General features: G+C 57.0%; 20 protein-coding genes, 1 tRNA gene and 1 pseudogene. 19 read left to right on the top strand and 3 right to left on the bottom strand.

Annotation, left to right across the window (positions count from 1 at the left end; all coding sequences use genetic code 11):
* The first annotated feature begins 44 nt into the window (after window positions 1-44).
* The 10 genes from gluQRS (at window position 45) to pgi (ending at window position 11555) form a co-directional block, all read left to right on the top strand.
* Window positions 45-914 carry a tRNA glutamyl-Q(34) synthetase GluQRS gene (gene gluQRS, locus D777_RS16505; RefSeq protein ID WP_036134348.1) on the top strand — a complete coding sequence of 290 codons (870 nt, stop codon included), beginning with the start codon at window positions 45-47 and terminating at the stop codon, window positions 912-914.
* A 50-nt stretch (window positions 915-964) separates the two neighbouring features.
* Window positions 965-1141: a hypothetical protein gene (locus tag D777_RS18080; RefSeq protein WP_036134346.1), complete on the top strand. Its 177-nt coding sequence runs from the start codon at window positions 965-967 to the stop codon at window positions 1139-1141.
* Window positions 1131-4094: an ATP-binding protein gene (locus D777_RS16495; RefSeq protein WP_036134344.1), complete on the top strand. Its 2964-nt coding sequence runs from the start codon at window positions 1131-1133 to the stop codon at window positions 4092-4094. The genes D777_RS18080 and D777_RS16495 overlap by 11 nt, the downstream gene beginning before the upstream one ends.
* A gap of 7 nt (window positions 4095-4101) precedes the next feature.
* Entirely contained in the window at window positions 4102-5502 is a 1401-nt protein-coding gene (locus D777_RS16490) for a sigma-54-dependent transcriptional regulator (protein WP_036134342.1), read from the top strand.
* A 427-nt stretch (window positions 5503-5929) separates the two neighbouring features.
* Complete coding sequence (locus D777_RS16485; protein WP_227501808.1) at window positions 5930-6265, top strand: hypothetical protein; 336 nt, start codon at window positions 5930-5932, stop codon at window positions 6263-6265.
* Window positions 6219-7583: a polynucleotide adenylyltransferase PcnB gene (gene pcnB, locus D777_RS16480; protein WP_036134340.1), complete on the top strand. Its 1365-nt coding sequence runs from the start codon at window positions 6219-6221 to the stop codon at window positions 7581-7583. Before D777_RS16485 ends, pcnB begins: the two co-directional genes overlap by 47 nt.
* Window positions 7583-8077 (top strand): 2-amino-4-hydroxy-6-hydroxymethyldihydropteridine diphosphokinase, encoded by a 495-nt coding sequence (gene folK / locus D777_RS16475; protein WP_036134338.1) that lies wholly within the window; start codon window positions 7583-7585, stop codon window positions 8075-8077. Before pcnB ends, folK (D777_RS16475) begins: the two co-directional genes overlap by 1 nt.
* A gap of 148 nt (window positions 8078-8225) precedes the next feature.
* Window positions 8226-9020, top strand: a complete 795-nt coding sequence (gene panB, locus D777_RS16470) for a 3-methyl-2-oxobutanoate hydroxymethyltransferase (protein WP_036134336.1) — start codon at window positions 8226-8228, stop codon at window positions 9018-9020.
* Window positions 9017-9865, top strand: coding sequence for a pantoate--beta-alanine ligase (gene panC, locus D777_RS16465; protein ID WP_036134335.1), 849 nt, complete (start codon window positions 9017-9019; stop codon window positions 9863-9865). Before panB ends, panC begins: the two co-directional genes overlap by 4 nt.
* Before the next feature lie 31 nt (window positions 9866-9896).
* Window positions 9897-11555 carry a glucose-6-phosphate isomerase gene (gene pgi / locus D777_RS16460; protein WP_036134333.1) on the top strand — a complete coding sequence of 553 codons (1659 nt, stop codon included), beginning with the start codon at window positions 9897-9899 and terminating at the stop codon, window positions 11553-11555.
* Here the strand turns inward: pgi and folK (D777_RS16455) are convergent.
* Window positions 11538-12062: a 2-amino-4-hydroxy-6-hydroxymethyldihydropteridine diphosphokinase gene (folK, locus tag D777_RS16455; RefSeq protein WP_036134331.1), complete on the bottom strand. Its 525-nt coding sequence runs from the start codon at window positions 12060-12062 to the stop codon at window positions 11538-11540. The genes pgi and folK (D777_RS16455) overlap by 18 nt on opposite strands.
* Window positions 12062-12418 carry a dihydroneopterin aldolase gene (folB, locus tag D777_RS16450; protein WP_036134523.1) on the bottom strand — a complete coding sequence of 119 codons (357 nt, stop codon included), beginning with the start codon at window positions 12416-12418 and terminating at the stop codon, window positions 12062-12064. Before folB ends, folK (D777_RS16455) begins: the two co-directional genes overlap by 1 nt.
* Before the next feature lie 142 nt (window positions 12419-12560).
* On the opposite strand from folB, the gene plsY reads away from it, so the two are divergent.
* Window positions 12561-13154: a glycerol-3-phosphate 1-O-acyltransferase PlsY gene (gene plsY, locus D777_RS16445; RefSeq protein ID WP_036134329.1), complete on the top strand. Its 594-nt coding sequence runs from the start codon at window positions 12561-12563 to the stop codon at window positions 13152-13154.
* 8 nt (window positions 13155-13162) lie between these two features.
* On the opposite strand, the gene tsaD is transcribed toward plsY, so the two are convergent.
* Complete coding sequence (gene tsaD, locus D777_RS16440) at window positions 13163-14218, bottom strand: tRNA (adenosine(37)-N6)-threonylcarbamoyltransferase complex transferase subunit TsaD (RefSeq protein ID WP_036134327.1); 1056 nt, start codon at window positions 14216-14218, stop codon at window positions 13163-13165.
* Between the two features lie 236 nt (window positions 14219-14454).
* On the opposite strand from tsaD, the gene rpsU reads away from it, so the two are divergent.
* From rpsU to D777_RS16400, 8 genes and pseudogenes are all read left to right on the top strand, one after another.
* Window positions 14455-14670, top strand: coding sequence for a 30S ribosomal protein S21 (gene rpsU / locus D777_RS16435; protein ID WP_007153483.1), 216 nt, complete (start codon window positions 14455-14457; stop codon window positions 14668-14670).
* Window positions 14671-14822: 152 nt separating this feature from the next.
* Window positions 14823-16550 (top strand): DNA primase, encoded by a 1728-nt coding sequence (gene dnaG / locus D777_RS16430; RefSeq protein ID WP_036134323.1) that lies wholly within the window; start codon window positions 14823-14825, stop codon window positions 16548-16550.
* Between the two features lie 118 nt (window positions 16551-16668).
* Complete coding sequence (rpoD, locus tag D777_RS16425) at window positions 16669-18522, top strand: RNA polymerase sigma factor RpoD (RefSeq protein ID WP_036134321.1); 1854 nt, start codon at window positions 16669-16671, stop codon at window positions 18520-18522.
* Window positions 18523-18621: 99 nt separating this feature from the next.
* Window positions 18622-18698, top strand: a tRNA-Ile gene (locus D777_RS16420).
* A 229-nt stretch (window positions 18699-18927) separates the two neighbouring features.
* Entirely contained in the window at window positions 18928-19518 is a 591-nt protein-coding gene (locus tag D777_RS18190; RefSeq protein ID WP_036134320.1) for a PEP-CTERM sorting domain-containing protein, read from the top strand.
* A gap of 757 nt (window positions 19519-20275) precedes the next feature.
* Window positions 20276-20374: pseudogene (locus D777_RS18350) on the top strand (PEP-CTERM sorting domain-containing protein); the annotation flags it as partial.
* A gap of 307 nt (window positions 20375-20681) precedes the next feature.
* The gene (locus D777_RS16405) at window positions 20682-22016 is read left to right on the top strand and encodes an aromatic hydrocarbon degradation protein (protein WP_036134316.1); all 1335 of its coding nucleotides are present in this window, start codon (window positions 20682-20684) and stop codon (window positions 22014-22016) included.
* 14 nt (window positions 22017-22030) lie between these two features.
* The gene (locus D777_RS16400; protein WP_036134313.1) at window positions 22031-25144 is read left to right on the top strand and encodes an Ig-like domain-containing protein; all 3114 of its coding nucleotides are present in this window, start codon (window positions 22031-22033) and stop codon (window positions 25142-25144) included.
* Window positions 25145-25167: the final 23 nt, after the last annotated feature.

Below are 25167 nucleotides of genomic sequence, written 5' to 3'. Positions count from 1 at the left end.
ACGAGCCGGCGCCTGACATCGCAGCGCCGGCCGTCAGAACCTTCATGGCAACACACTATCGAGGGCGATTTGCCCCGTCTCCCACCGGCCCATTGCACTTCGGTTCTCTGGTAACCGCTGTCGCCAGCTATCTGGAAGCCAGGAGCCAAGAGGGTCAGTGGCTCATCCGAATTGAGGATCTGGATCCACTCCGGGAACCTCCTGAAGCGACAGGCCAGATTCTCCGAAGCCTTGAACAACACGGCCTCATTCCTGACGCCGAGATCCGTTTCCAATCTGCCCGACACGAAGCCTACCAGGCGGCCATCGATACCCTGACCAGTCGGGGCAAAGCGTATCGCTGCACCTGCTCGCGAAAGCAACTACTCAATAACGGCGGCAGGCATCCCAACCATTGCCGGGACAAAGATTTCACGAAGACCGACACCCCCTTTGCAGTTCGTTTCGCCCTGGAAGACGAAACATCCCGCTGGACGGACCTGCTGCTGGGTCCGCAAACACAGGAAGTCCAAAGCGAGCTGGACGACCCGGTGATCCTCCGCAAGGAAGGCTTCTACGCTTACCAACTCGCCGTCGTTGTGGATGACATCGACCAGGGAATTACCGATGTGGTTCGCGGCTCCGATCTGCTCGACATGACGGCCCAGCAGCAACAGATCTACCGGGCCCTGGGCGCAGAGCCACCCCACTGGCTGCATATCCCTGTCATCCTCAACGAAGACGGCCAGAAGCTCAGCAAGCAAACTCATGCCCCTGCACTTGTTGACGCCAACGCCCCCGAAAACCTGTTTGAGGCCCTCAAAGCCCTGGGGCAGAATCCCCCAGCAGACCTTGCACTGAAGTCGGTGGAGCGCATCCTCGATTGGGGCTCGACGAACTGGTGCAGGAGCGCCATTCACCTGACATTGCGCTAAGTGCCATGGTATAAAGCTTTTCTAACACGCTGGCACGGACATTCTGCCTGATGTATATCTACCGACTGGTCTTTCTGTTGGTTCTGGCCATCTATATCTTTTCCCCCAACATCCTTGACTGGTGGACCGCTCCGGGGAATGCCTGGTACAGCCCTTACCTGATATGGGCCAGCATTATTGCCATCGGCTTTTGGCTGGAGTGGCGACGGGATCCAAATGAGTTTTAGCGCTACCGGACTACTGTTTGCCAGCCTTCTTTACCTGATGCTCCTGTTCGGGGTGGCCTGGATTACCGAGCGGGGTTCCATCCCGCGGCATTGGGTCAGACATCCTCTGGTCTACACCCTGAGCCTGGGTGTGTATGCCGGTATCTGGGCGGTCTATGCGGCGGTTGGCGTCGCAGCGGAATCCGGTTACGGGTTCCTCGCCTATTACCTGGGCATCAGCGGCGCCTTCCTGCTTGCGCCGGTCCTGCTCAGCCCGATCCTTCGAATCGGCCGCGCCTACCAGCTGACGTCCCTTGCAGACCTCTTTGCCTACCGCTACCGCAGTCAGTGGGCCGGCACCCTGGTCACCCTCTGCTCCGGGGGCGCCATCCTGTCTCTGTTGAGCATGCAGATACAGGCCGTGACAACCTCCGCCAGCATTCTCGCGCCGGACACCTCGCCAAACCTGATCAGCGTTATGTTCAGCCTGACCGTGGTGCTGTTTGCCATGCTGTTTGGCGCCCGACGTGACCACCACTCCCAGAATCACCAGGGACTGGTACTGGCCATCGCTTTTGATTCACTGGTCAAACTGGTCGCCTTGCTGGTTCTCGGCGGCGTCATTCTGTTCGGCGTTTTTGGCGGAATGGAGGGGCTGGATTCTTGGCTGGCGAAAAACAACACCCCGGCCCGGACCATGACCCTCAATATTGACGACGGCAGCTGGCGGGCGCTAATGCTGATGTCCTTTGCCGCGGCCCTGGTACTGCCTCACATGTACCACATGATCTTCGCTGAAAACCCCTCGCCCAAGGCGCTGGCCAAAGCCAGCTGGGGCCTGCCGCTTTACCTGCTGTTACTCAGCATCCCGGTCCCTCTGATTCTCTGGGGAGGCCAGGAGCTGGGTGTGACCACCGGGGCCAATTTCTACAGCCTGGGCACCGCTCAGGCTCTGGGGAGCCCGGCACTGACGCTCCTGATGTACATCGCCGGCCTGTCAGCGGCCAGCGGCCTGATGATCGTCAGCACCCTGGCCCTGGCCGGCATGGTGCTGAACCACGTGGTCCTGCCACTGAAAACACCCCGGGAGCAAGGCGATATTTACCGTTGGCTGCAATGGATCAAGCGCCTGCTGATTGCGGTCATTATCTTCCTGGCCCTGCTGTTCCACGAGACCGTCGGTTCCAACCTGGATCTGTCCATCCTCGGCGCCATTTCGCTCTCGGGCATGCTGCACCTGCTGCCAGGCGCCCTCGGCGTGATCTATTGGCCCGAAGGTAATCGCCGTGGCCTGATCGCCGGCCTGATCATAGGGCTTGGAATCTGGATTGCCACCATCGTTCTGCCGTTCTCCCATACGATCAATCTGCTGGAGATTCTTGGTGCGCCTCTGGTTCCCGATTACAGCAACTGGCATATATTCACCTTTGCCGGACTGACCGCAAACGTGATGACCTTTGCCCTGATTTCTATTGTCAGCGGCACCACCAATGAAGAGGCCAGTGCAGCACAGGCGTGCTCCCTGGGTGCCCTATCGCGCCCACAGCGTCGAGAGCTTCTGGCGGCCTCCTCGAACGAATTCGTTAAACACCTTTCGGAACCGCTCGGTTATGGCGTGGCTCGCCGGGAGGTCGACCGGGCCCTGACTCAGCTGAAGTTGCCCAACGTGGAGTATCGTCCCTACCAGTTGCGCCGGCTGCGGGATCAGGTGGAAATCAACCTGTCCGGGTTGCTGGGCCCATCCGTCGCCCGGGACATGGTCAAACGGCACCTGGGCTTCAAGCCCCTTGCACGAGGCGGCGCCGCCCAGGATATCCGCTACGTTGAGCGGGCACTGGGTGATTACCAGAACCGCCTGACCGGCCTTGCAGGCGAACTGGACAACCTGCGGCGCCACTACCGGCAAACGTTACAGAACCTCCCAATTCCCGCCTGCTCAGTCGGGGAAGACGGCGAGATTCTCATGTGGAACAACACCATGGAGGCGCTGACTGGCATCACCGCCGACGATGTCGTGGGCGCCCGCCTGATGGCGCTGCCGGAACACTGGCACCTGCTTCTGGACGATTTCAACCGGGGCGAAGAATTACACCGCTACAAGCACCGACTGGACCTCCGAGGTAAGCCTCACTGGCTGAACCTGCACAAAGCAGCGCTCAGCGGTCCGGACCATCCCGAGGGCGGCAGTATCATCCTTGTGGAAGACCAGACCGAAACCCGGCTGCTGGAGGATGAGCTTATGCACAGCGAACGACTGGCCTCGGTTGGTCGACTGGCGGCCGGTGTTGCCCACGAGATCGGCAATCCGGTCACCGGGATATCCTCTCTGGCCCAGAATCTCAAGCTGGAAACCGACAACCCTGACATACTCGATACCGCCGACCAGATCCAGCAGCAGACCCGGCGTATTTCCACCATTCTGCAATCCCTGATGAACTTTGCGCGCACGGGCAATCATGCCCACGCCAATCGATATGAGCCCGTGGACATCCGCCGCTGTGTCGAAGAATCCATCAATTTGCTGTCGTTGAGCAACAAAGGGCATGGCATACGCTTTATCAACGACTGCCCGCCAGAGCTTCAAATTCTGGGGGACGAGCAACGTCTGGTTCAGGTGTTCATTAACCTGTTGGCCAATGCCCGGGATGCTTCTCCGGAGGGCTCTACCATCCAGATCAGTGGAAACGGCGACGGCTACTCCGCTATTATCGAAGTCACTGATGAGGGCTCCGGCATCCCCGAAGAACAACTTGATCACATTTTCGAGCCGTTCTACACCACCAAAGCGCCAAATAAGGGTACCGGGCTAGGCCTGTCGCTGGTTTACAGCATCATTGAAGAACACTACGGCAATATTCAGGTGGAAAGCCCAGCCAACGCTGAAACCGGCGCGGGCACACGCGTGCGGCTGAGGCTACCGGCCTATCAGGCTGAACCCGGCACCGACACCATCAGCCAGAACCAAGGGTTATGAGACTGCTATGCCTCGCATTCTGATCGTAGAAGACGAAGACATTATCCGCTCGGCAGTGCGAAAACTGCTGCAGCATGCCGGTTACGAAGTATCCGACGCCGGCTCTGTGGAAGAGGCCGACCAGTTTGAACCCGATCAGTTCGATCTTATTATTTCGGATCTGCGACTCCCGGGTGCAGCAGGCACCGAGTTGATCAACCGCGCCCCGAACACGCCAGTACTGATCATGACCAGTTACGCCAGCCTGAGGTCCGCGGTGGACTCCATGAAAATGGGGGCGGTTGAATACATCGCCAAACCGTTCGATCACGATGAAATGCTGGCGGCCGTTGAAAACATTCTCGCGCGCTCATCCAAAACGCCCGTTTCGCCCGAAGAAAAAGAGAGCACCCGCGAAGACGCCGAGCACAGTGATCCGGCCAGCATCATGTTTGGCCAGTGCGAACCCATGCAGCGCGTATTCACGTTGATTCGCAAGGTGGCTCCCACTGAAACCACCGTGCTTATTCAGGGAGAGTCCGGAACCGGTAAGGAGCTGGCTGCCCGCGCACTTCACCTGCTCAGCCCCAGAGCATCAAAGCCGCTGATCTCGGTAAACTGCGCCGCAATCCCGGAAAGCCTGATTGAATCCGAGCTGTTTGGTCACGAGAAAGGTGCATTTACCGGAGCTGTCTCGGCCCGAACCGGCCTCATTGAAGCAGCCGATGGGGGCAGCCTGTTCCTGGATGAAATCGGAGAACTTCCTGCCGAAGCTCAGGCGCGCCTGCTCAGAGTACTTCAGGAAAACGAAATCAGGCGGGTAGGCTCTACCCAGAGTCAGAAAGTGGATGTGCGCATGATTGCCGCAACCCACCGGAACCTCAAGGCAATGACCCGCACCGGTGAGTTTCGGGAGGACCTGTATTACCGGCTAAACGTCATGCAGATCCGTATCCCCCCGTTGAGAGAGAGACAGGGAGATATTCTTGGGCTCGCGCGACGTTTCCTCAAACGCCAGGGCGAGAAGATGGGCAAACCCAACCTAAATCTCAGCCCCGAAGCCATGCGCGCCCTGGAGCGACACCGCTGGCCCGGCAACGTCCGAGAACTGGAGAATGCCATAGAGCGCGCAACCATTCTCTGCGACGGTGATGTGATCACCCCCTACGTACTGGACCTTGAAAGCGAAGGGCACGAAGAACACATCCCGGAAACACTGGTTGATGGAAACCATGAGCAGACCCGTGCCAGCGATGCCGACTCTGCCAATGACCTTTCCCTTGAGGACTACTTTCAGCATTTTGTCCTTGAAAACCAGGATCGCATGAGCGAGACCGAGCTGGCCCAAAAACTAGGCATCAGTCGCAAATCTCTGTGGGAGCGCCGCCAGCGGCTGGGCATCCCCCGTAAAAAGTCCTCAGGCAACTAACTTGCAAGACGGTTGGCTGGCCTGAAAGGACCAGCTAACCGCCTCAAAATGTGAACACCCACTCATTTGTTACCCCATGTTCCCCTCGGTAACACTCCCCCAAAATCAACCGCGACCTCAGTAACACTTAGGTCGGATACGGGGTAACACTTACGAACTAAAAAAATTTAAACCATTGTTAATAAAGGATTTTCAAAAACTGGCACACGGTCTGCACTCTAATAAGCGCACGACAACAAAAACAAGAGTGACAACGCAGCGCCAACAACAAGAACAAAAAGCTGCAGAAAGACGTTCGGTAACAAAAACAAGAACAGAACGTGAGCGAACTGAGTGTTTTGGGTGCTTTGCTTTTTAGTGGTCCCACGGCACGTGTGAGTTGTAGATGTAGAGAAGAATCGTCTTCCAGGCGACACTGCAGATACTCATGACTCGCCCGATGTCTCTGACTACTCTGTGTATTCAAAGCTTTCCGTTTGCACTACTGATGCCCCGCCTTGGGGATGCACAGTGGGGTACAAGAATTAAGAAAAATCCCGGCAAAAATAAAAACAATGCAGATCGTCAACGCTTTCAGGGCGGATTCGTTTTAACGGATCCGCCTTTTGATTTTCTGTCCCCTGCGTTTTTAAAGCCAGCTCCAACCGGCAAACGTGTGCAAATCCTGCCCAAACCGTTAAACTCTCGGTTTTTGCTCATCGCACTCACGGAATTCAATGCCAAAACGACTCGTCGACAGAATCCGCTCCATCATGCCTGGTAGCGGAAAAAAGAAATCTCCCGTTTACCAACGCAGGGAAATCCCCCGGGACCAGCATAACGTGTCCCGGAGCATGATCAGCGAGGCAGCCAAAAAAGTACTGCATCGACTGAACAAGTCCGGCTATGAAGCCTACCTGGTTGGTGGCGGCGTACGGGATGTCCTGCTGGGCGGAAAACCCAAAGATTTCGACATCGCCACGAACGCCACCCCTGAAGAGGTTCACGATCTATTCCGGAATTCCCGACTCATAGGTCGTCGGTTCCGGATCGTGCACGTGGTATTTGGTCGCGAAATAATTGAAGTCACCACATTCAGGGGCAACGCTGGCCAGACCGACGATGCGGCGGACGCGGACGATCGCAAGACCAGCGAACACGGCCTGCTTTTGCGCGACAACGTCTACGGCAGTATGGAAGAAGACGCCCTGCGCCGTGACTTCACGGTCAATGCACTCTACTACTGCATCCGCGATTTCACCGTCATTGATTTTGCCAACGGCGTTGACGATCTTAACAACCGTCAGCTTCGCCTGATTGGCGATCCGGAGACCCGCTACCGGGAAGATCCGGTCAGAATGCTCAGAGCCATCCGTTTTGCTGGCAAGCTGGGATTCGATATTGAGCCTGCAACCGAAGCACCGATTAAAGAGCTGGCACCACTACTGACCCATATTCCTGCTGCGCGCCTGTTTGACGAAGTTCTGAAGTTGTTCTCCGCCGGCCACGGCGAAGCCACCTACGACCTCCTGACACAGTACAACCTGCTGGCCCCACTGTTCCCGGAAACCGTTAAAGCCCTGGAAGCCGGCGAGCCGGATGACCTGATCCGAAAGGCTCTGAGAAACACCGATGCCCGAATTGCCCAGGGCAAATCCGTCACCCCCTATTTCCTGTTTGCGGCCATGCTGTGGCCGGCACTGCAGGCAGAATGGCGTCGACGTCAGGATAATGGCGATCCGGTTCAGCCCGCCCTCCATGGTGCCATTGGCAAGGTCATCGGGCGCCAGGTTCAGGCAACCTCCATCCCCAAACGCTTCTCAGGTCCGATGAAGGAGATTTGGGAATTGCAAATGCGCCTGCCTCGTCGCCAGGGCAAACGGGCGTTTACCACTATGAGCCATCCGCGGTTCCGGGCGGCCTACGATTTCCTGCTGGTGCGGGAAGACGCCGGCGAGATCGAACCGGGCCTGGGCAAATGGTGGACCGAATTCCAGAAGGGCGATGAACGACATCAGGAGCGCATGCTGTCCCAGCTGGGCAGTGAAGGCCCGAAAAAACGCCGCCGCCGACGCAAGCCTGTCAAACGACCGGTGCAGTAATGACGACAAACGTTTTTGTTGGTCTAGGCAGCAATCTGGAAGATCCGGCGGCTCAACTGGCCCGAGCGGTTGCCGAACTGGCAGCCCTTCCCGACACCACCTTCGTGGCGCAATCCCCGTTCTATGCCAGCCGTCCGGTTGGCCCCCAGGACCAGCCGGACTATGTCAACGGTGCGGTCTGGTTGAATACGGATCTTCGGCCCCACGATCTGCTCGACCACCTTCAAACGATTGAACAGCAGCATGGTAGGGAGCGCACACGCCGCTGGGGGCCCCGCACGCTGGATCTTGACCTGCTGATCTACGGTGAGACGACGCTGGACGATGAACGACTGACGGTTCCTCACCGGGAGCTCGCCAACCGGGATTTCGTGCTCCAGCCGCTACTGGATCTGGCACCAGACCTGACGCTTCCGGATGGCCGCAGCATCCGTACACTCAGGAAACGGTGCCCTGACAATGGCCTCAGACTGCTCCCACCGCTGCCAAGGTAGGAAGCAGTCCGGGGATGATCCATGAGCGGATAACCCCGAGCCGGCATCACGCCGCTATTGCCTATGGCATACCCCCGAATTACCCTTAGCACCTGTACACCGGCAACCCCGGTAAATACGAGCCACATCCACCAGAGGTTAGGATCCTATGGCTGTTACCATCAATACCCTTCGGGAATTCAAAGAGAAGGGCGAAGCATTCTCCGTCCTGACATCCTACGATGCCACGTTTGCCCAGGTGGTGAGCGAGGCCGGCGTCGACGTTATTCTGATCGGCGACTCTCTCGGCATGGTTCTCCAGGGAAATGACAGCACCCTGCCGGTTTCTCTGGATGAGATGGTCTACCACACGGCCTGTGTTGCCCGAGGCAACAAGGGCGCCCTGATCATGGCCGACATGCCATTCATGACCTATGGCACCACAGAAGCCGCCCTGGAAAATGCGGCCGAGCTGATGCGGGCTGGCGCTCACATGGTCAAACTGGAAGGCACTGACTGGATGAAAGAAACCATCAGCGCATTGAGTGAACGCGGCGTACCCGTGTGCGCCCATCTGGGCCTGACACCTCAGTTCGTTAATAAATTCGGTGGCTACAAAGTTCAGGGCCGGGACGAGAGAGCGGCCGAAATGATGATCGAACACGCCTGTGAACTGGAGAATGCCGGCGCAGATGTCATTTTGCTGGAATGCGTTCCGGCGCCACTGGCCGCTCGCATCACCCAGGCGGTCAAAGCCCCGGTTATCGGCATTGGTGCGGGCGCCGACACGGACGGTCAGGTGCTTGTTGTCCACGACATGCTGGGCATCACCCCGGGCCGGAAGCCCCGTTTCGTCAAGGACTTCCTGGCCGAGGCCGATTCCGTTCAGGGAGCTGTCGAAGCCTACGTAAAAGCTGTCAAAGCACGCACTTTTCCAGCCGAGGAGCATACGTTCAAGGCATGAGAACCGTACATTCCCTGAAAGAACTTCGCACGATCCTTCGCGGCTATCGCCAGCAAGGCAAAACCATCGGCCTGGTTCCCACCATGGGCAACCTGCATGAGGGGCACATCTCTCTGGTGCGCAAAGCGTCCGAAGCGGCGGATATTGTTGTCACCAGCATTTTCGTCAACCCCATGCAATTCGGCGCCGGCGAGGACCTGGATACCTACCCCCGCACCCTTGCTGACGACCAGGAAAAACTGGAGGCCGCAGGCAACACGCTTGTGTTCGCGCCTACCGTGGACGAAATCTACCCGGAGGGATTGGCCAGCCAGACCCAGGTGGTGGTACCGGATGTCAGCGACGGCCACTGTGGCGCCAGCCGCCCGGGCCATTTTGAGGGTGTTGCCACGGTCGTGACGATGCTGTTCAACATGGTTCAGCCAGACCTGGCGGTGTTTGGTGAAAAGGATTTCCAGCAGTTGGCCGTGATCCGAAAGATGACCCGCGATCTGATGATGCCGGTGGAAGTCATCGGAGCACCGACGGTGCGCGAGGACGATGGCCTCGCAAAAAGCTCAAGAAACGGCTATCTTTCTGATAAGGAACGCCAAATTGCTCCGGCGGTTTACCAGACACTACAGGCCACCGCCCGAAAACTGTCCGACGGACGAGCGGATTTTGAGGCTCTGGAGCAGGAAGCGGAAGCCAGCTTGACCCAAGCAGGCCTCCGCCCCGACTACTTCAACATCGTCAACAGCCTGACATTGAAGCCGGCAAAACCCGATGACAATGACATCACGCTTCTGGTTGCGGCGTTCCTGGGTACAACACGACTGATAGACAACCTGACGGTTAGCCGATAGGACGAATGCCCCACCAAAACAGGAGCCCGGGATGGCAACTTCGACAGCACTGACCTCACGGCCGGAATGGCAGGCGCTCAAGCAGCAGAGGTCGGAGCTCCAGTCGGTACCAATGACCCGGTTATTTGAGCAGGATCCGGAGCGGGCCCAACGCTACTTCGCTGAAGGCGCGGGCCTGTCCCTGGATTACTCCAAGAACCGGATCACAGACCAGACGCTTGAGGCGCTATTCAGCCTGGCCCGCGCCTGCGATCTCGAGGGCCGCCGTGACGCGTTGCTATCGGGCGCCCCGGTGAATATAACCGAGCAACGCCCTGCCCTTCACACCGCCCTGCGCAATCCGGGTAACACCAGGATCCTCGTGGATGGGGTCAATGTAGTCGCCGAGGTTCAACGCACGCTCGATCACATGCAACGCTTCGTCGATAGCGTTGTCAACGGCGCTCGTAAGGGATACAGCGGAAAGCCCTTTACCGACCTCGTGAGCATTGGCATCGGCGGTTCCTATCTCGGCCCCAAACTGGCCACCGAGGCCCTTCAGCCTTACTGGAATCAAAAAATCCAGTGTCATTACGTGGCCAACATCGACGGGACTGACATTCATGAGACCCTGAGTCGCGTCAATCCCGAAACCACCCTCGTTCTGATCCAGTCAAAGTCTTTCCGGACCATGGAGACCCTTGAAAACGGCAAGGTCGCCCGAGAGTGGTTTCTGTCGCAGGGGGGTACCGAGACCGATATCGCAGACCACTTCCTTGCCGTAACTGCCAACGTCTCCGCTGCCGAAGCGTTTGGCATTGATGCACGCAACGTGTTCCCGATGTGGGATTGGGTTGGCGGGCGTTACTCCCTGTGGTCAGCCATTGGCCTACCAATTGCGTTTTCTGTTGGCATGGATAATTTCAGAGCCCTGCTGGCCGGCGCTCATGCCATGGACGAACACTTCAGGACGGCGCCGCTGGAGCAGAATTTGCCGACACTGATGGCCCTGCTCAGTGTCTGGTACAACAATTTTTGGGGTGCCGATACCCATGCCATCTTGCCCTACGATCATTACTTGCGGAGCCTGCCCGAGCACCTGCAGCAGCTCGACATGGAAAGCAATGGCAAGCGGGTGACGCAGGAAGGCAGCGCCCTGGACTATGAATCCGGGCCAGTGATTTGGGGTGGCGTGGGCTCAAATGGTCAACACGCCTATCATCAGCTGATCCACCAGGGGACGCGGCTGATTCCGGCGGATTTCATCATCCCGTTACAAAGCCACAACCCCGTGGCCAACCACCACGCCAACCTGTTCGCCAATTGCCTTAGCCAGTCACAGGCCATGATGGCAGGCAAATCCCTGGACACAGCAAAGGCTGAATTACTGGCTGACGGACTTTCCGAGGAAGAGGCTGAAAAGCTCGCACCACACAAGGTGATACCCGGCAACAAACCAAGCAACACCCTGATTATGGATCGCGTCACTCCGGAGACGGTCGGAGCGCTGATTGCGCTCTACGAACATCGGACATTCGTTCAGGGCGCCATCTGGAATCTTGATTCGTTCGACCAGTGGGGCGTGGAACTCGGCAAACAGCTTGGCAATCGCATCATGCCCCGGCTTACTGGCACTGGCGATTCAAGCACTGACAGCGACAGTTCCACCGACCACCTGATTGCGCTTTTCCGCTCAGCTCAACGCCCGTGAGATTTGCTGACCCCGCCAGGAAAAATCGACGGGCCAGAGCTTCTGATTCCGGTTGTAGGAAGACCAGAGTTCACCGTAGCTCTTTCCGCAAACCGGGTGACACTCCAGCCCGGCAATATCGGCCAGGGGCTGAAGCACAAACGCATTCTTCAGAATTTCCCCTCGGGGCAGCTCAACTCCGTCCACCGTACCCACCTCACCTCCATAGGTCAGGATGTCCAGGTCAAGGGTACGAGCGCTGAACTTTGGCACATCGCGGCGCCGTCCATTCTCGGCTTCCAACTGTTTGAACCGTTGAGACAGCTCGCCAACGGACCAGTCTGTACGAACACCGACCACGAGGTTGTAGAACGGAGAGCCGTCGAAGCCAACGGCCTCGCTTTCGTAGACAGGGGAGATTTCCAGGTCTGTGAACCACTCGGATAACGCGTCCAGCGCTGCGGCCACATGCCGTTCGCGATCAACGTTGGTGCCAATACTGATGAAAACCTTGTTGCCGTTGGCCATTAGCGTACTCCTCGCTCGATCCGGACCCCAACCGACTGAGCAGTTGGAACCGCGCCCGGCTTCCGAAGCGTGAGTCTCAGCCACGAGATACCAAACACGTCCTGCAGCTCTGCAGCCAGCACCTCGGCACCGCGCTCCAGCAACTGAGGCTGGAGCTGCTTCAGGCAAACGTTGACCTGTTCGCTGACAGCCGCATAATCCAGAGCATCCGCTACGTTATCCGAACGGCCCGGAATCCGATTGTCCCAGGCCATTTCAAGGTCCACGACCAGTCGCTGGTCAATCGTCCGCTCCCAGTCGTAGACGCCAACCACCGTCTCGACCTCCAGACCTTCTATAAGCACGCTGTCCGTCAAAGAAAACTCCAGGGCATTAAACTCTTTGCTGATTGAATAACGCACAACCAGCGGATAATGTACAAACAAGGCTGGCCAGTGGTTTCGAGGCTGGCATTTTCTCACATAATCCACTGGGACGTCTCCGCCCGCGAACCTGCTTATGACACAACCCGGCGATCCAATCATTACCGTTTTGCTCTGCACCGCCGCCTATCTTGCCGGCTCGGTTCTGTTTGCATTGCCGGTCAGTCGATTGTGGAAGCTCCCCGATCCCAGAGCGCAGGGCTCTGGCAACCCAGGTGCCACAAACGTCTACCGAACCGGTGGCTGGGCTCCAGCTGCGGCCACTCTGATACTGGATGCGGCGAAAGGTGGCCTGCCGGTCTGGCTTGCCCATTCAGCAGGACTTTCGGTGATGGTGCAGGCCATCGTGGCACTGTTTGCCGTGACCGGACACATGATTCCGGTATTCTATCGCTTCAAGGGTGGTAAGGGTGTGGCCACCGCCCTTGGCGCGGGACTCGCACTCGCCCCGGTAACAACGTTGCTCATGGCAACCATCTGGCTGGCGGCCATGTGGCGTTGGCGGATTTCAGCAGTGGCCTCCCTGATCGCCATTGTTTGTGGGCCGTTAATCAGCGCCTTTATTGAGCCGAACACGCTGCCACTGTTTGGGCTTCTGGCCCTTCTGATTGTCGTTCGACATCGCAATAACCTGATCCGGCTGGCCCAGGGCCGGGAAGCCGGACTCTAACCCAGAGGTCAGTCCGCCAACCCATTTTGGCGCGGCTCGGATACCGCAGGCAGCGTATTCATCGGCCAACGCGGCACCGCCACGATCCGATCTCCATCCCGCTGCCCGGCAACCAGGCGCTGAGCCCCCGCGTAGGCAATCATGGCGCCATTGTCGGTGCAGAATTCAGGCCGGGCGTAGAATACCTCCGCATTGAGCTTGGCAGCCATCTTCTCCAGACCCGCCCGCAGACGCTTGTTAGCACTTACACCACCGGCAATGACCAGACGCTTGCACTCAGCCTGCTCAAGCGCCCGACGGCATTTGATGGTCAGGGTATCGACAACTGCCGATTCAAAGGCCAGAGCAATGTCCGCACGAACCTGATCATCGAATTCACCGGCGTCTTTGGCAGCATTCACGGTATTCAAGGTAAAGGTCTTCAAACCACTGAAGCTAAAGTCCAACCCCGGCCGATCTGTCATAGGTCTTGGGAAGCGGTACCTGTCTGGCGTTCCCTTCTCCGCCAGCGCGGCGACCCGCGGCCCGCCGGGGTAATCCAACCCAAGCATCTTGGCCGTTTTATCAAATGCCTCTCCCGCTGCATCATCCACGGATTCACCGAGCATTTCATACTCACCGATTCCGTTGACTCGAACCAACTGGGTATGCCCGCCAGAGACCAGCAAGGCGACAAACGGAAACGCGGGCGGTGCGTCCTCCAGCATAGGGGCCAGAAGGTGACCTTCCATGTGATGTACCCCGAGCACCGGCACGCCCAGAGCATACCCGAGAGCATGGGCCACCGACCCGCCGACCATCAGAGCACCGACAAGCCCCGGGCCTGCCGTGTACGCGATACCTTCGATGTGCGCCCGTTCTTTGCCCGCATCCGACAACACCTGATCACACAGGGGCAGCAATTTACGCACGTGGTCCCGCGACGCCAGCTCCGGAACAACGCCACCATAATCCGCATGCATATCGATCTGACTGAACAGAGCGTGGGATAACAGCCCCGCCTCACTGTCAAACAGCGCCACACCGGTTTCATCGCAAGAGGTTTCGATCCCGAGTACCAACATAATATCTTCGCCGCCCCAACTGGCCTGGTGAGAAAAGCCGCCATTTTAGCAGAAACCCGAAATCCGCTGGCAGATTCATCGAACAAACATTGACCTTGCAGCAGCCCAGGCGCTATTATTGCCGCCCTAAAATATGCACTGGTCGAGTTTTAGCCAATCTGACCAGGGATCGAGCCGATCTGGCCATTCCAGACGGACCAAATTGAAACCGAATCTATCAGGTAGGTGATTTTCGAATGCCAGCTGTTAAAGTGAAAGAGAATGAACCGTTTGACGTAGCCCTGCGTCGCTTCAAGCGTTCCTGCGAAAAAGCAGGTGTACTGTCCGAAGTGCGTCGTCGTGAGCACTACGAGAAGCCGACAGCCGTTCGCAAGCGCAAAGCAGCCGCTGCCGTTAAGCGTCATCTCAAGAAGCTTCAGCGGGAACAGCGCAAGTTCGAGCGTCTGTACTAAGTTACAGCTGACGCCGCTTGACTGCGAAGTATTGATCGCCTGTTCAGCCACAGGCCGCACAGAGCGATTCACAAATGCCGCCGAGGCCTGGCTTCGGCGGCATTTTTGGCTATGGCCGAAGTCTGATAAAGCCCGGTTGACCTGGAGTATCCATGAGCGGACTGATCCCTCAACGTTTCGTTGAAGATCTGCTGGACAGGATTGATCTGGCAGAGCTGATCGGGTCGCGCATTACGCTCAAAAAGGCTGGCGCCAACTACAAGGCATGCTGCCCGTTCCACGATGAAAAGACACCGTCTTTTAACGTGAGGCCGGACAAGGGCTTCTATCACTGTTTTGGCTGCGGGGCCCATGGCGATGCCATTAGTTTCATCCGGGAATATGATGGACTGGGCTTCACCGAGGCAGTGGAGGACCTGGCCAAACGAGCAGGACTGGAAGTCCCCTATGACCGGGCGGCCAAGCAGGAGATCCAGCAGGCCAGGACGCTGACCGACGCACTGGATTTTGCCAGCACGTTTTATCAGTCAGCGCTGTCCGGCCCGCAAGGCTCCTACGCCCGCGATTACCTCAAGCAGAGAGGCCTGGACGACGCCATTGTCGGCCAGTATCGGATCGGCTTCGCCCCGGGCACCGGCACGGCGTTGTTTGACGCGGCCAGCCAAGACCTGAAAACACCACTTGTTGAGACCAAAACGGTATCCGACAAGTACGGACGCCCCAGGGATCTCTTCCGCAACCGGGTCATGTTCCCGATCCGTAATACCCGCGGCAGAACGATCGCCTTCGGCGGCCGAACACTGGGTGACGACAAGGCCAAATACATAAATTCTCCGGAATCGGATGTTTTCCACAAGAGCCGGGAGATTTATGGCCTGTTCGAGGCAAAGCAGGCGCTCAAGCAACTCGATAAGCTACTGGTTGTCGAAGGCTACATGGACGTCATCGCACTGGCTCAACATGGCATTCATTACGCCGTCGCAACGCTGGGCACTGCAACTAATCAGGACAGCCTGACTGCTCTACTCAAACAGGTACGACACATCGTGTTCTGCTTTGATGGCGACCAGGCAGGCTTTCGCGCTGCCGACAGAGCCATGGAGAATGCACTGGAGCTGATGACTGACGGGTTGCACCTGCAGTTCCTGATGCTCCCCCAGGGCGAGGACCCGGACACACTGGTTCGCAAAGAAGGGCCGGAAGCATTTCAGAAACGAGTGGATGGCGCAACGCCGCTGTCACGCTTCCTGTTCGACAGGCAGAGTGAAGGTCTCGACCTTCAACTTCCTGAACACCGGGGTGAGCTCAGAGCGAGAGCAGAGCCTCTGCTCAACAGAATGCCCAGAAGCACCCTCCGGGATGCCATGTGGCACGAAATGCTCCGATTGTGCGGCGGCCGGAGCCAGTGGCAGAAACCGCAGCGAGGAGAATGGAAGAGCTGGAAAGGTGAGCGTCGGGACCGGGTCAGTGAGGAACGCATCGACGTAAAGCTCAGCAAAGACAGCGTTCTTTGCCTGGCTCTTCTGGAAGCTCCCGAGCTGGCAAGCGAAATCAGCGAGCTGACCACCCGTTCGAGACAGTACGGACAAGCCCGAGAATTGGCTAACTGGATACTGAGTCAGGAAGCCGGCGACCGGCGAACACTGGTTCGGAAACTGGCCCTTGATGGACGAGCCCGGGAACGCTTCTACCATCTTTTTGATGGCATTGAGCACATCCCGTCACGTGAGAATACATTGGCTCAAGCCAGGGAAATGCTGAATCCGAACGAGGAAGCAACGCGGCAACAACGACTGGCAGCGTTACTCCGAAACTTTTCAAACCTCTCAACGGAGGAGCGAAAAGAGCTGAAGACTCTGAGCAGTGGAACCCAGAGCTAACAGCACTTGAAACTTGAAGCCCTGATCACCATCTAACCTATCGGTGGCAGAGCAACCGAGCGGCAGCTATAATGGCTGTTTAACTTTTTTCCTTATAAAGCGAGTTTACAGGGTGTCTATGTCAGGCAATTCGCAGAAATCACGGTTGAAAGACCTCATTGCAAAAGGCAAAGAACAAGGTTACCTGACTTACGCCGAGGTAAACGATCACCTTCCGGAAGACATAGCCGATCCGGATCAGGTGGAAGACATCATCCGCATGATCAACGACATGGGTATCCAGGTGTGCGAAGAAACACCGGATGCAGATACCCTGTTGATGACCGAAGGCGACTCTACCGCCGATGAAGCTGCCGCTGCGGAAGCCGCCGCAGCGCTGGCCGCTGTCGAGACCGATGCCGGCCGCACCACGGATCCCGTTCGCATGTACATGCGGGAGATGGGCACCGTAGAGCTGCTGACCCGGGAAGGCGAAATCGTGATCGCCAAGCGTATCGAGGAAGGCATCCGGGACGTCATGGCGGCCGTCGCCCACTTCCCCGGAACCGCTGGCACCGTCATCCAGGCTTATGACCGGATCATTGAGAACGAGGGCCGCATCAGCGACATCGTCACCGGCTTCCTGGACCCGGACGACGCTGAGCCGTTCATGGGCGAAGAGACTCCGTCCACAGAAGACACGTCCGACACTTCGGACTCTGACTCCGACGATGACGATGATTCTGACGAAGATGACAACGATAACGGCCCGGATCCGGAAGAGACGCGCCTGCGTTTCGAACTTCTGAAAGAGAAGCTCGACGCTGCCGACAAGGCTCTCGCCAAGCACGGCCGTGGCGACAAGAAGACCCAGGCTGCTCTGAATGAACTGGGCCAGGTGTTTGCCCCATTCAAACTGGCCAACAAAGCTTTCGAAGAACTGGTCAACGTTGTTCGCTCCACCAACGATCTTGTACGTGAAAACGAGCGTGCGATCATGGGCATCTGCGTACGCGAATGCAAAATGCCCCGCAAGGATTTCATCAAGTGGTTCCCTGGCAACGAGGTGGACCTTGAGTGGGCCGGCGAAATCGCCAACACCAAAAAGCCGTATGCCGCCGCCATCGGCGAGCGTATCGACGAGATCGTTCGTCTCCAGAAGCGCATCCACAACGTGCAGACCGAAGTCGATCTGGACGTAGCCGACATCAAGGAGATCAACCGTCGCGTGTCGATCGGTGAAGCCAAGGCTCGCCGCGCCAAGAAGGAGATGGTTGAAGCCAACCTTCGTCTGGTTATTTCCATCGCCAAGAAGTACACCAACCGTGGACTGCAGTTCCTGGACCTTATCCAGGAAGGCAACATTGGCCTGATGAAGGCGGTGGACAAGTTCGAGTACCGTCGCGGCTACAAGTTCTCCACCTATGCGACCTGGTGGATCCGGCAGGCTATCACCCGCTCCATCGCGGACCAGGCCCGCACGATCCGTATTCCGGTCCATATGATCGAAACCATCAACAAGCTCAACCGCATCTCGCGGCAGATGCTGCAGGAGATGGGCCGTGAGCCCACACCGGAAGAGCTTGGCGAACGCATGGAAATGCCGGAAGACAAGATCCGCAAAGTTCTGAAGATCGCCAAGGAACCGATCTCAATGGAAACTCCCATTGGCGATGACGAAGACAGCCATCTGGGCGATTTCATCGAGGATATCCAGGCCCTGTCGCCGGTGGACTCAGCCACCGCCGAAGGCCTGCGAGAATCTACCCGCCTTGTCCTGGCCGGCCTGACGGCACGTGAGTCCAAGGTTCTGAGGATGCGCTTCGGGATCGAGATGAACACCGACCACACTCTGGAAGAAGTCGGCAAACAGTTCGACGTTACCCGTGAGCGGATCCGTCAGATCGAAGCCAAGGCCCTGCGCAAACTGCGCCACCCGTCTCGCTCCGATCACCTGCGCGGTTTCATCGACGACCAGGGAAACCAGGGATAATCTCCCGAATACTAGCGGGCGCCTCACCTCACCGGTATAATGGCGCCCGCTTTGTTTCCCCCACCCGGGAACACCCTTTCAAAACAGCGTACGCTGCACGGGCCTATAGCTCAGTTGGTTAGAGCAGGGGACTCATAATCCCTTGGTCGCTGGTTCGAGTCCAGCTGGGCCCACCATTTCAGATACATCTTTACACCACCGAAACCAGCCGCTTCAATGTGTCTCAGTGGTAACCTAGCCACCCGACGTAGGGCTGTCGGCTTTGTTTACACACCTCTATCCCCTGCCAAAACAGCAAACCCCAACTGTTTATTTTTTAATCCATTTTATCAATTGGTCTGGAATATGCTCGTCTACCGATGAAGGCAACACAGCCTGAAACTACAGGTACAGGAGTGATTAGCCATGAATCAGCGTCAAAGCATGACAGCCATTGGTAGCCTCACCGCTGGGCTACTCTTTTCCGGCATCGCACTAGGCGGAACGATTCAGTGCGGTGCAGACATAAACAACAACTACATGCAGGTGGACGACACACTGGTATCGGCCTGCCTTGGATCTGGTCTCGGGAACATCGGCAACGGGATAAATGACGATTTCCTCCAAACCGCAGCGAGCGCCGGTTACACCGATGTGTCCGGTTCGTACTCCATGAGTTTCAGCCAGAGCGGTGGCACCCCTCTGGTATCGACCGCAGGCACATGGTCTATCGACCCCACCTTCTGGGATTCGTTCTCCGCCGGAGCCATTGGCTTCAAGTTCGGCACCGGGAACACTCCGGATGAATGGTTTGTCTATTCCCTTGAAAGTGGAGCGACAGGGGGTGACTGGACCTTCCTTTATGGACTTCAGAACACCAAAAAAACAGGTGGAGGCCTTTCCCACCTGACCCTGTATAGCAAGGAAGTCTCCGTACCCGAGCCCGGCACCATTGCCCTGCTCGGCCTCGGATTGATCGGACTGGGTTTAGCGCGAAAGAGCCGAAAAACCGCATAGACCTGACTCCTCTACTGGGTAAGCCCTCACCCTTCAGTGAGGGCGCCCTACTTGTGTCGAATTTTCTTACACCGCACACCCAACTGCCCTTCCACTTGGTTGTAATCTATAGATTTTCTTAAGTTGGCATGACTATCGCTTGAATCGTTAAAGCACAGACAAACGACACCTTCGTTGATGCATGTGACTGAACTTTAGTCACCGGATTAACGAGAGGATGCCAGGAAGTAGAAGTAAAGGGCCTATGCCCGAGGAGCAAAAAATGAAAAAGGGAATGTTTTTAAAGGCGGCAATGGCAGTATTCAGCATCTTGCTGTTCTCGACTTCCGCAAATGCGCTTGTAATCTCGCCGTCAACGGCGGATGCCGACGGCAATCATGCTTCCGGACCTTACGGCCCAGATAATTGCGAGCCCACCTGCATTAACAATATTTTCGGCACCTCCTACGACGCGAGCAACCTGCTGTACAAAGCAGACGCAGCAGAGGATGGCGGAAGCCCCACCGAATCCGGCAGCTTCAGCGGTTCCTATGACTTTGGTTTCACAGTCGGGAATGATGGCGGCACACTGGAATGGATCCTCGGCACTTCATCCATTGTTTGTGGGGACTGCTACATTGCCGTGAAAGATGGCAACAACGACCCGCGCTACTATTTTTATGACATCAGCAACATCTGGGACGGCATGGAGTCCATCGTGCTTGAGGACTTTTGGAGCAACGTCCGGGGTTCCATCTCCCACGTATCCATCTGGGGATCATCGCCCGTAACTGTTCCGGAGCCCGGAACCCTTGCCCTTCTCGCGCTGGGCATTACCGGCCTTGTTGCCAGCAGAAGGCGCGCAACCAAAGCCTGACACCCCATGTCAGACTTATTTACACCCTAAAGCTCCCCTCCCGGGGAGCTTTTTCGTTTCCCGACGTAAAAAATCGCAACACTCCTCAACAAAATCAAACAGTGTCAGCCCTTTAAGAGCAGGCAATCTACCTGTTTTTCGACCATGATTGAGCATACGTGGTTTTACCGACATCAATTCGTGTCACGAAAGCCAAAGTCCCCAAAAGACAAGCCGCATACACTTAAAAACAGAACAAAAGTACCAGTCGCGTTCAGTCGGGCCTGGAAAGGCACTTAAAAAAACAACGAGCTTTTGGAGTAAGTCCATGGATTCAACTTCCCGATTCTCAATTCGGTCACTTTCCCTGTGCATTGCCGCCACAACCGCCCTCGCCTCCGCAACGGCGACAGCCAACATGGGCAACATCGGCACCACCTATGGGCTCCTGCCAACCGATATTGCTTCGGCTCAGGCACTGTCCATGTTTAATACTCAGGTTTCAGCGACCTACTACAACCCGGCCTATCTTGCCAAAGATCCTCGCGGTGAGCTGACCGGTGGCTTTCTCCATGGTGCTCATGAACTGAGAGCTGAGGGTGCGGATCGGACAGGATCTATCGTCACTGACCGCCCGAGTCAAAACGTCTTGATCGGTATGAAGACCAATCTGTCGTCGCTCACTCGGGTCAAACACCCTATATACCTGGGCTTCGTTGCAGGTGTCGAAAAGCTCGGCAAGGAGCTTCTTGCCTTTAACTCAGAAACCTCGAACTCTGGCCAGTTCCTGACCTACGAGCGTCAGCCGCTGTTTCTGAACCTTGGTGGTGCAACCACACTTTGGCGGGGTATTGATGCCGGTTTTGCCACCCGTATCACGCTACACTCCGAAGCCGCTCTCTCAACCACCACTGACCTGGCGGGCAACACTCAATACGAAAGCCTGTCGGTGAACGCCAAGCCCTCAATCCGATCTATCCTGAGTGCAAGCGTTGATCTTGGTGAAACTCTCTGTCCAGACTCGGATTGCTTCCTTGACGGTTTCGAAACGGCCGTTGTCTACCGGAGCAGCTCCAACACACGCACGACCGTCCAGGCCAATACGGTGATTCCCGGCCTGATCCCGGCCAGCGACCCACTCCAGTTTGCAATTTCCACCTACGACTCGTATCAGCCAACTGTTTATGCCGTCGGCGTCCAGTACAGCGCATCCGACTGGCGGGTCGGTCTGACCCTCGAGCAGCAGAACTGGTCAGATCTGGAAGATGAGTTTGCCGGTGACGACATCAAAGATCAGGCGGCAGCCCAGTTCGACGACATCCTGATTCCCCGTATTGGTGGTGAGATGAAGCTGGGTGATACCTTTGCTGTGACCGGTGGTCTCGCATTCCAGCCGACAGCTCTGAAAAGCACCTCGACCCAGGACGTCAACTACTTCGACAACGACAAGTACATTGTTGGTCTCGGCGTGAGTGCCGAATACAAGCGCACCCGAATCCTCGCTTATCCGGTTCGACTGGATTTGGGCTACCAGTATCAGATGCTTCAGGACCGGGATTTCACCATTAACACCACCGATCCCGATGCCACAAACAACGGTACGGTTGTCTCTACTGACGGTGACGTACATGTATTCAGCGGTTCCATTACGCTGAAATTCTGATCGGAGGCTGAGCCATGAACTACAACAAAACTCTCGCTCTGGTACCGGCGATCCTGTTGGCCGCCTGTGGCGGTGATCAGCAACAGATAAATAACGATGCCTCGTCTCCGGGAAGCGTGATTTACTCGTTCCCGGCTGATGGACAAAGTACGGTCAGCCCGGAGGCCGATATCGTTCTTCGCTTCTCCGATGCCATTACCGACGAAGCTCCGGAATCCAAGATCCAGCTCACGAACGATCAAGGCCCCGTGGCCTACACGCTGACCACGACCGACGGGGGCAAAAGTCTGATTCTCAGTCCTGATGCGCCGTTGAGTCTCGGTTCCGACTTCAACATATCGTTCTCGGAACCTCTGGATGCGGGATCGCGGCCGATTGGCACACCCAATGCAGTAGGAGCCGATGGCATCCAGTTCACCACCCGTGCCGGATTCACGGGCATCCAGTCGCTGGACTCCCTGCAATCCGGCTTTGCCGTCACCAACATGATTCCCTCGGCTGACGGCTTCTTCAAACCCATGGACTTTTCCTCCTTCAGGCTGACTCTGAGCCAACCGGTGCACCCCGATTGGAAAGCCATGGGCGGCAGCATTCGCTTGCTGGACAGCCAGGGAAGCGAGGTCGCCAGTGACGTCTATGTGGACGGCCGATACCTGACCCTCGATCCGTGCATCGCAGAAACCCGCGATGCCTGCGGCATGCCGGGTGACATACTGACACCCGGTGAGACCTACACGCTGGACATTGGCGCTCTGCCCTCCCTGTCAGGAGAGACCCTGGACTACAGCGCACAGTTTTCTCCGAAGGACACCAGTCCAACCGTTATCCTCTACCAGGAAACCATTGATTCCGGGCTTCTGGCAGGCACGGAGCCCCAGCGCTCCGTACTCAACGGGCAGATCATCAACGGTGTCAGCCTCAATTCCGTGCTACAGGGCACCACTGATGTATCCCAACAGACTGGCGCACTGTATGCCGAGCTGGCTTATGGTCCAAGTTTTCCGGGAGATGAGCCAGTCCCCCTGAGGGTACCCAAGGGCAGCCTGCTGGAGAGCAGCAGCCTGGATGTCAAAGTGAATGGCACCGTCCCCGTATTGGATCCGGCAACTGGAACCATTCAGAAAACCGGCGCCATCAAGGTCACCATGCTGACCGATGCGACCGGCTACCTGTACCCGAACCCTTATTCGGATTCGGCCGAGGCCCCACGTCATGTGAAACTGTTTATGGACGTGTCCATGAACACCGAGGCGCCGCAGCCAAACGCGTCACTGTCCCAGAACCTGATGCACGTAGAACTTAGCGGTATTGCCATCGTCAAGGAAGGGGTTCTGACCATCGACGCAATCGGCATGGTCGAGCCCAATCTTCTTGGTCAGGAAACCACGGATGCGACTATCGCCTTCCGCATCGAGGCTGATACCAACGCCGATGTCCAACTGGACGCACTGGAAAACCGGACGTCGGATACCACCGGGCCAGCCCTGGTAAGCTGGATGCCGGGCCCCGATTCAGCGGTCCCAGGCGACCGGGATCAGATGCAACGTCCGGGTGACCCGATTGTGCTCAACTTTGATGAGCCTCTCGATCCGAAATCTCTGGACTCTGCATTTACCCTGTTCCAGGGCAACACCAGCGTTGATTTCAAAACCAAACTCGATGGCACAGTTGTGGCTCTGAATCAGGTCGGCGGCCTTGTGCATGGCGTCGAATACACCCTGAACATCAGCTCGGGACTGACGGATCTCGCTGGAAACGGGGCAACTCAACAGGCACTGACCTTTGCCCTGCCAGCCCTCACAGATGGCTCCGAGGCCGCGCCGGTGTCTCCGTTCGCTCTGACAACTTACCCAGGCTATCCCTGTGTGACGACTGGTCAGGATATCGCAGCGGGCCAACACGGTACCTGTGTGGATGCCGCGACAAACAACCCTGTTCGTGATCAGATTCCAGTCATGTCCATGCCCGAGGATCGGCCTATCGTGGTCAAGTTCTCACAGTCAATGGACCTTGCCACCATTAACAACCAGTCTCTGGTGGTCGAAGCCATCGCCGATCCATCGAGCCCTGGTAATGTAGGGTCCGAAGCTCCGGTTGCCGGCAGGATCGAAAAGAACAATCAGCAAATCCGCTTCTATCCGGATAGCGCCTGGGAAATCGGAACCACTTACCGTTACACCATGCGTTCTGCGCAGAACGGCGACTGCAACTCCGGGTCCATCATCTGCTCGGAAGAGGGGTTGCCTTTGCAGACAGACCTTTTGGTCGACCCTTCCGATATTGGCGGTCCGGACCTATCGATCTACTTCGTCGGCGCGGAGCAGCAGGAAAGCGTATTTACACCGCTTCGGAACCTGCCGATCCGCGACACAAACTCAAACTATGTCATCGACTGCGATGCTGCAGACAGCACCAACTGTCTTGAGCCTTTCGATCACGAGATCGTCAACGGAGAAATCCTGCCGTCGGCCAACTCCAGCAAGCTGACGGTGGTCAATGGTCAAAGCTCTGCCGGCGCAGCCAGAGTCGGTTGCTCGCCAGACAATGGTGACTGTCCGGCCAACAAGTTTATCTACCAGACCTATGGACTGGACACAGAAGTTATAGGTCCTGCCACCAATGAAGCCGGAGAAGTCATTGGTGTTCGGGTTCTGCTATACCCAACGATGCTGACCACGACATCAGCACAGGTCGTCGTAAGCGCAGATCTACTTTTCGGAGCGGATATCAACTCCAACACCGGAACCCAGATCTTGCGGATGACTTATGGTGAACCGACAGCAGACAACCCGATGGGACTCGTCGAGGGCCGCATTGTAGAAGGCGCCAATGGCGGACCGGTCTTTCAGACCGTTGCCAACCTGACACTTGATGCGCCTAACCTGGATGGTGTCACCAGCCATGACCTGTATAGCAAGCCGCTTACCCTGAACCTGGAAGGCCCCATCACATTCTTTGATGATGGCCGGATGCAGATAGAGCAGCGCAATACGGTGGCCGAGGACATCACCGTCAATGCGGTATCCTTTGGTATTGTCCCCGTCGAGATTCCCCTTCGAATTCCGGCTGAGGGGACCTACCTCAATTTCCTTTCAAACCCCATCAAGGAAATCCCTGCCTCCCAGTAGGAGTTCCTTTCCTTGGCACCAGA

Source organism: Marinobacter nitratireducens (assembly GCF_000708045.1).
Classification (GTDB): domain Bacteria; phylum Pseudomonadota; class Gammaproteobacteria; order Pseudomonadales; family Oleiphilaceae; genus Marinobacter; species Marinobacter nitratireducens.
Note: the sequence above shows the minus strand (reverse complement) of the source record. Positions and strands in the feature narration are given on the sequence as shown.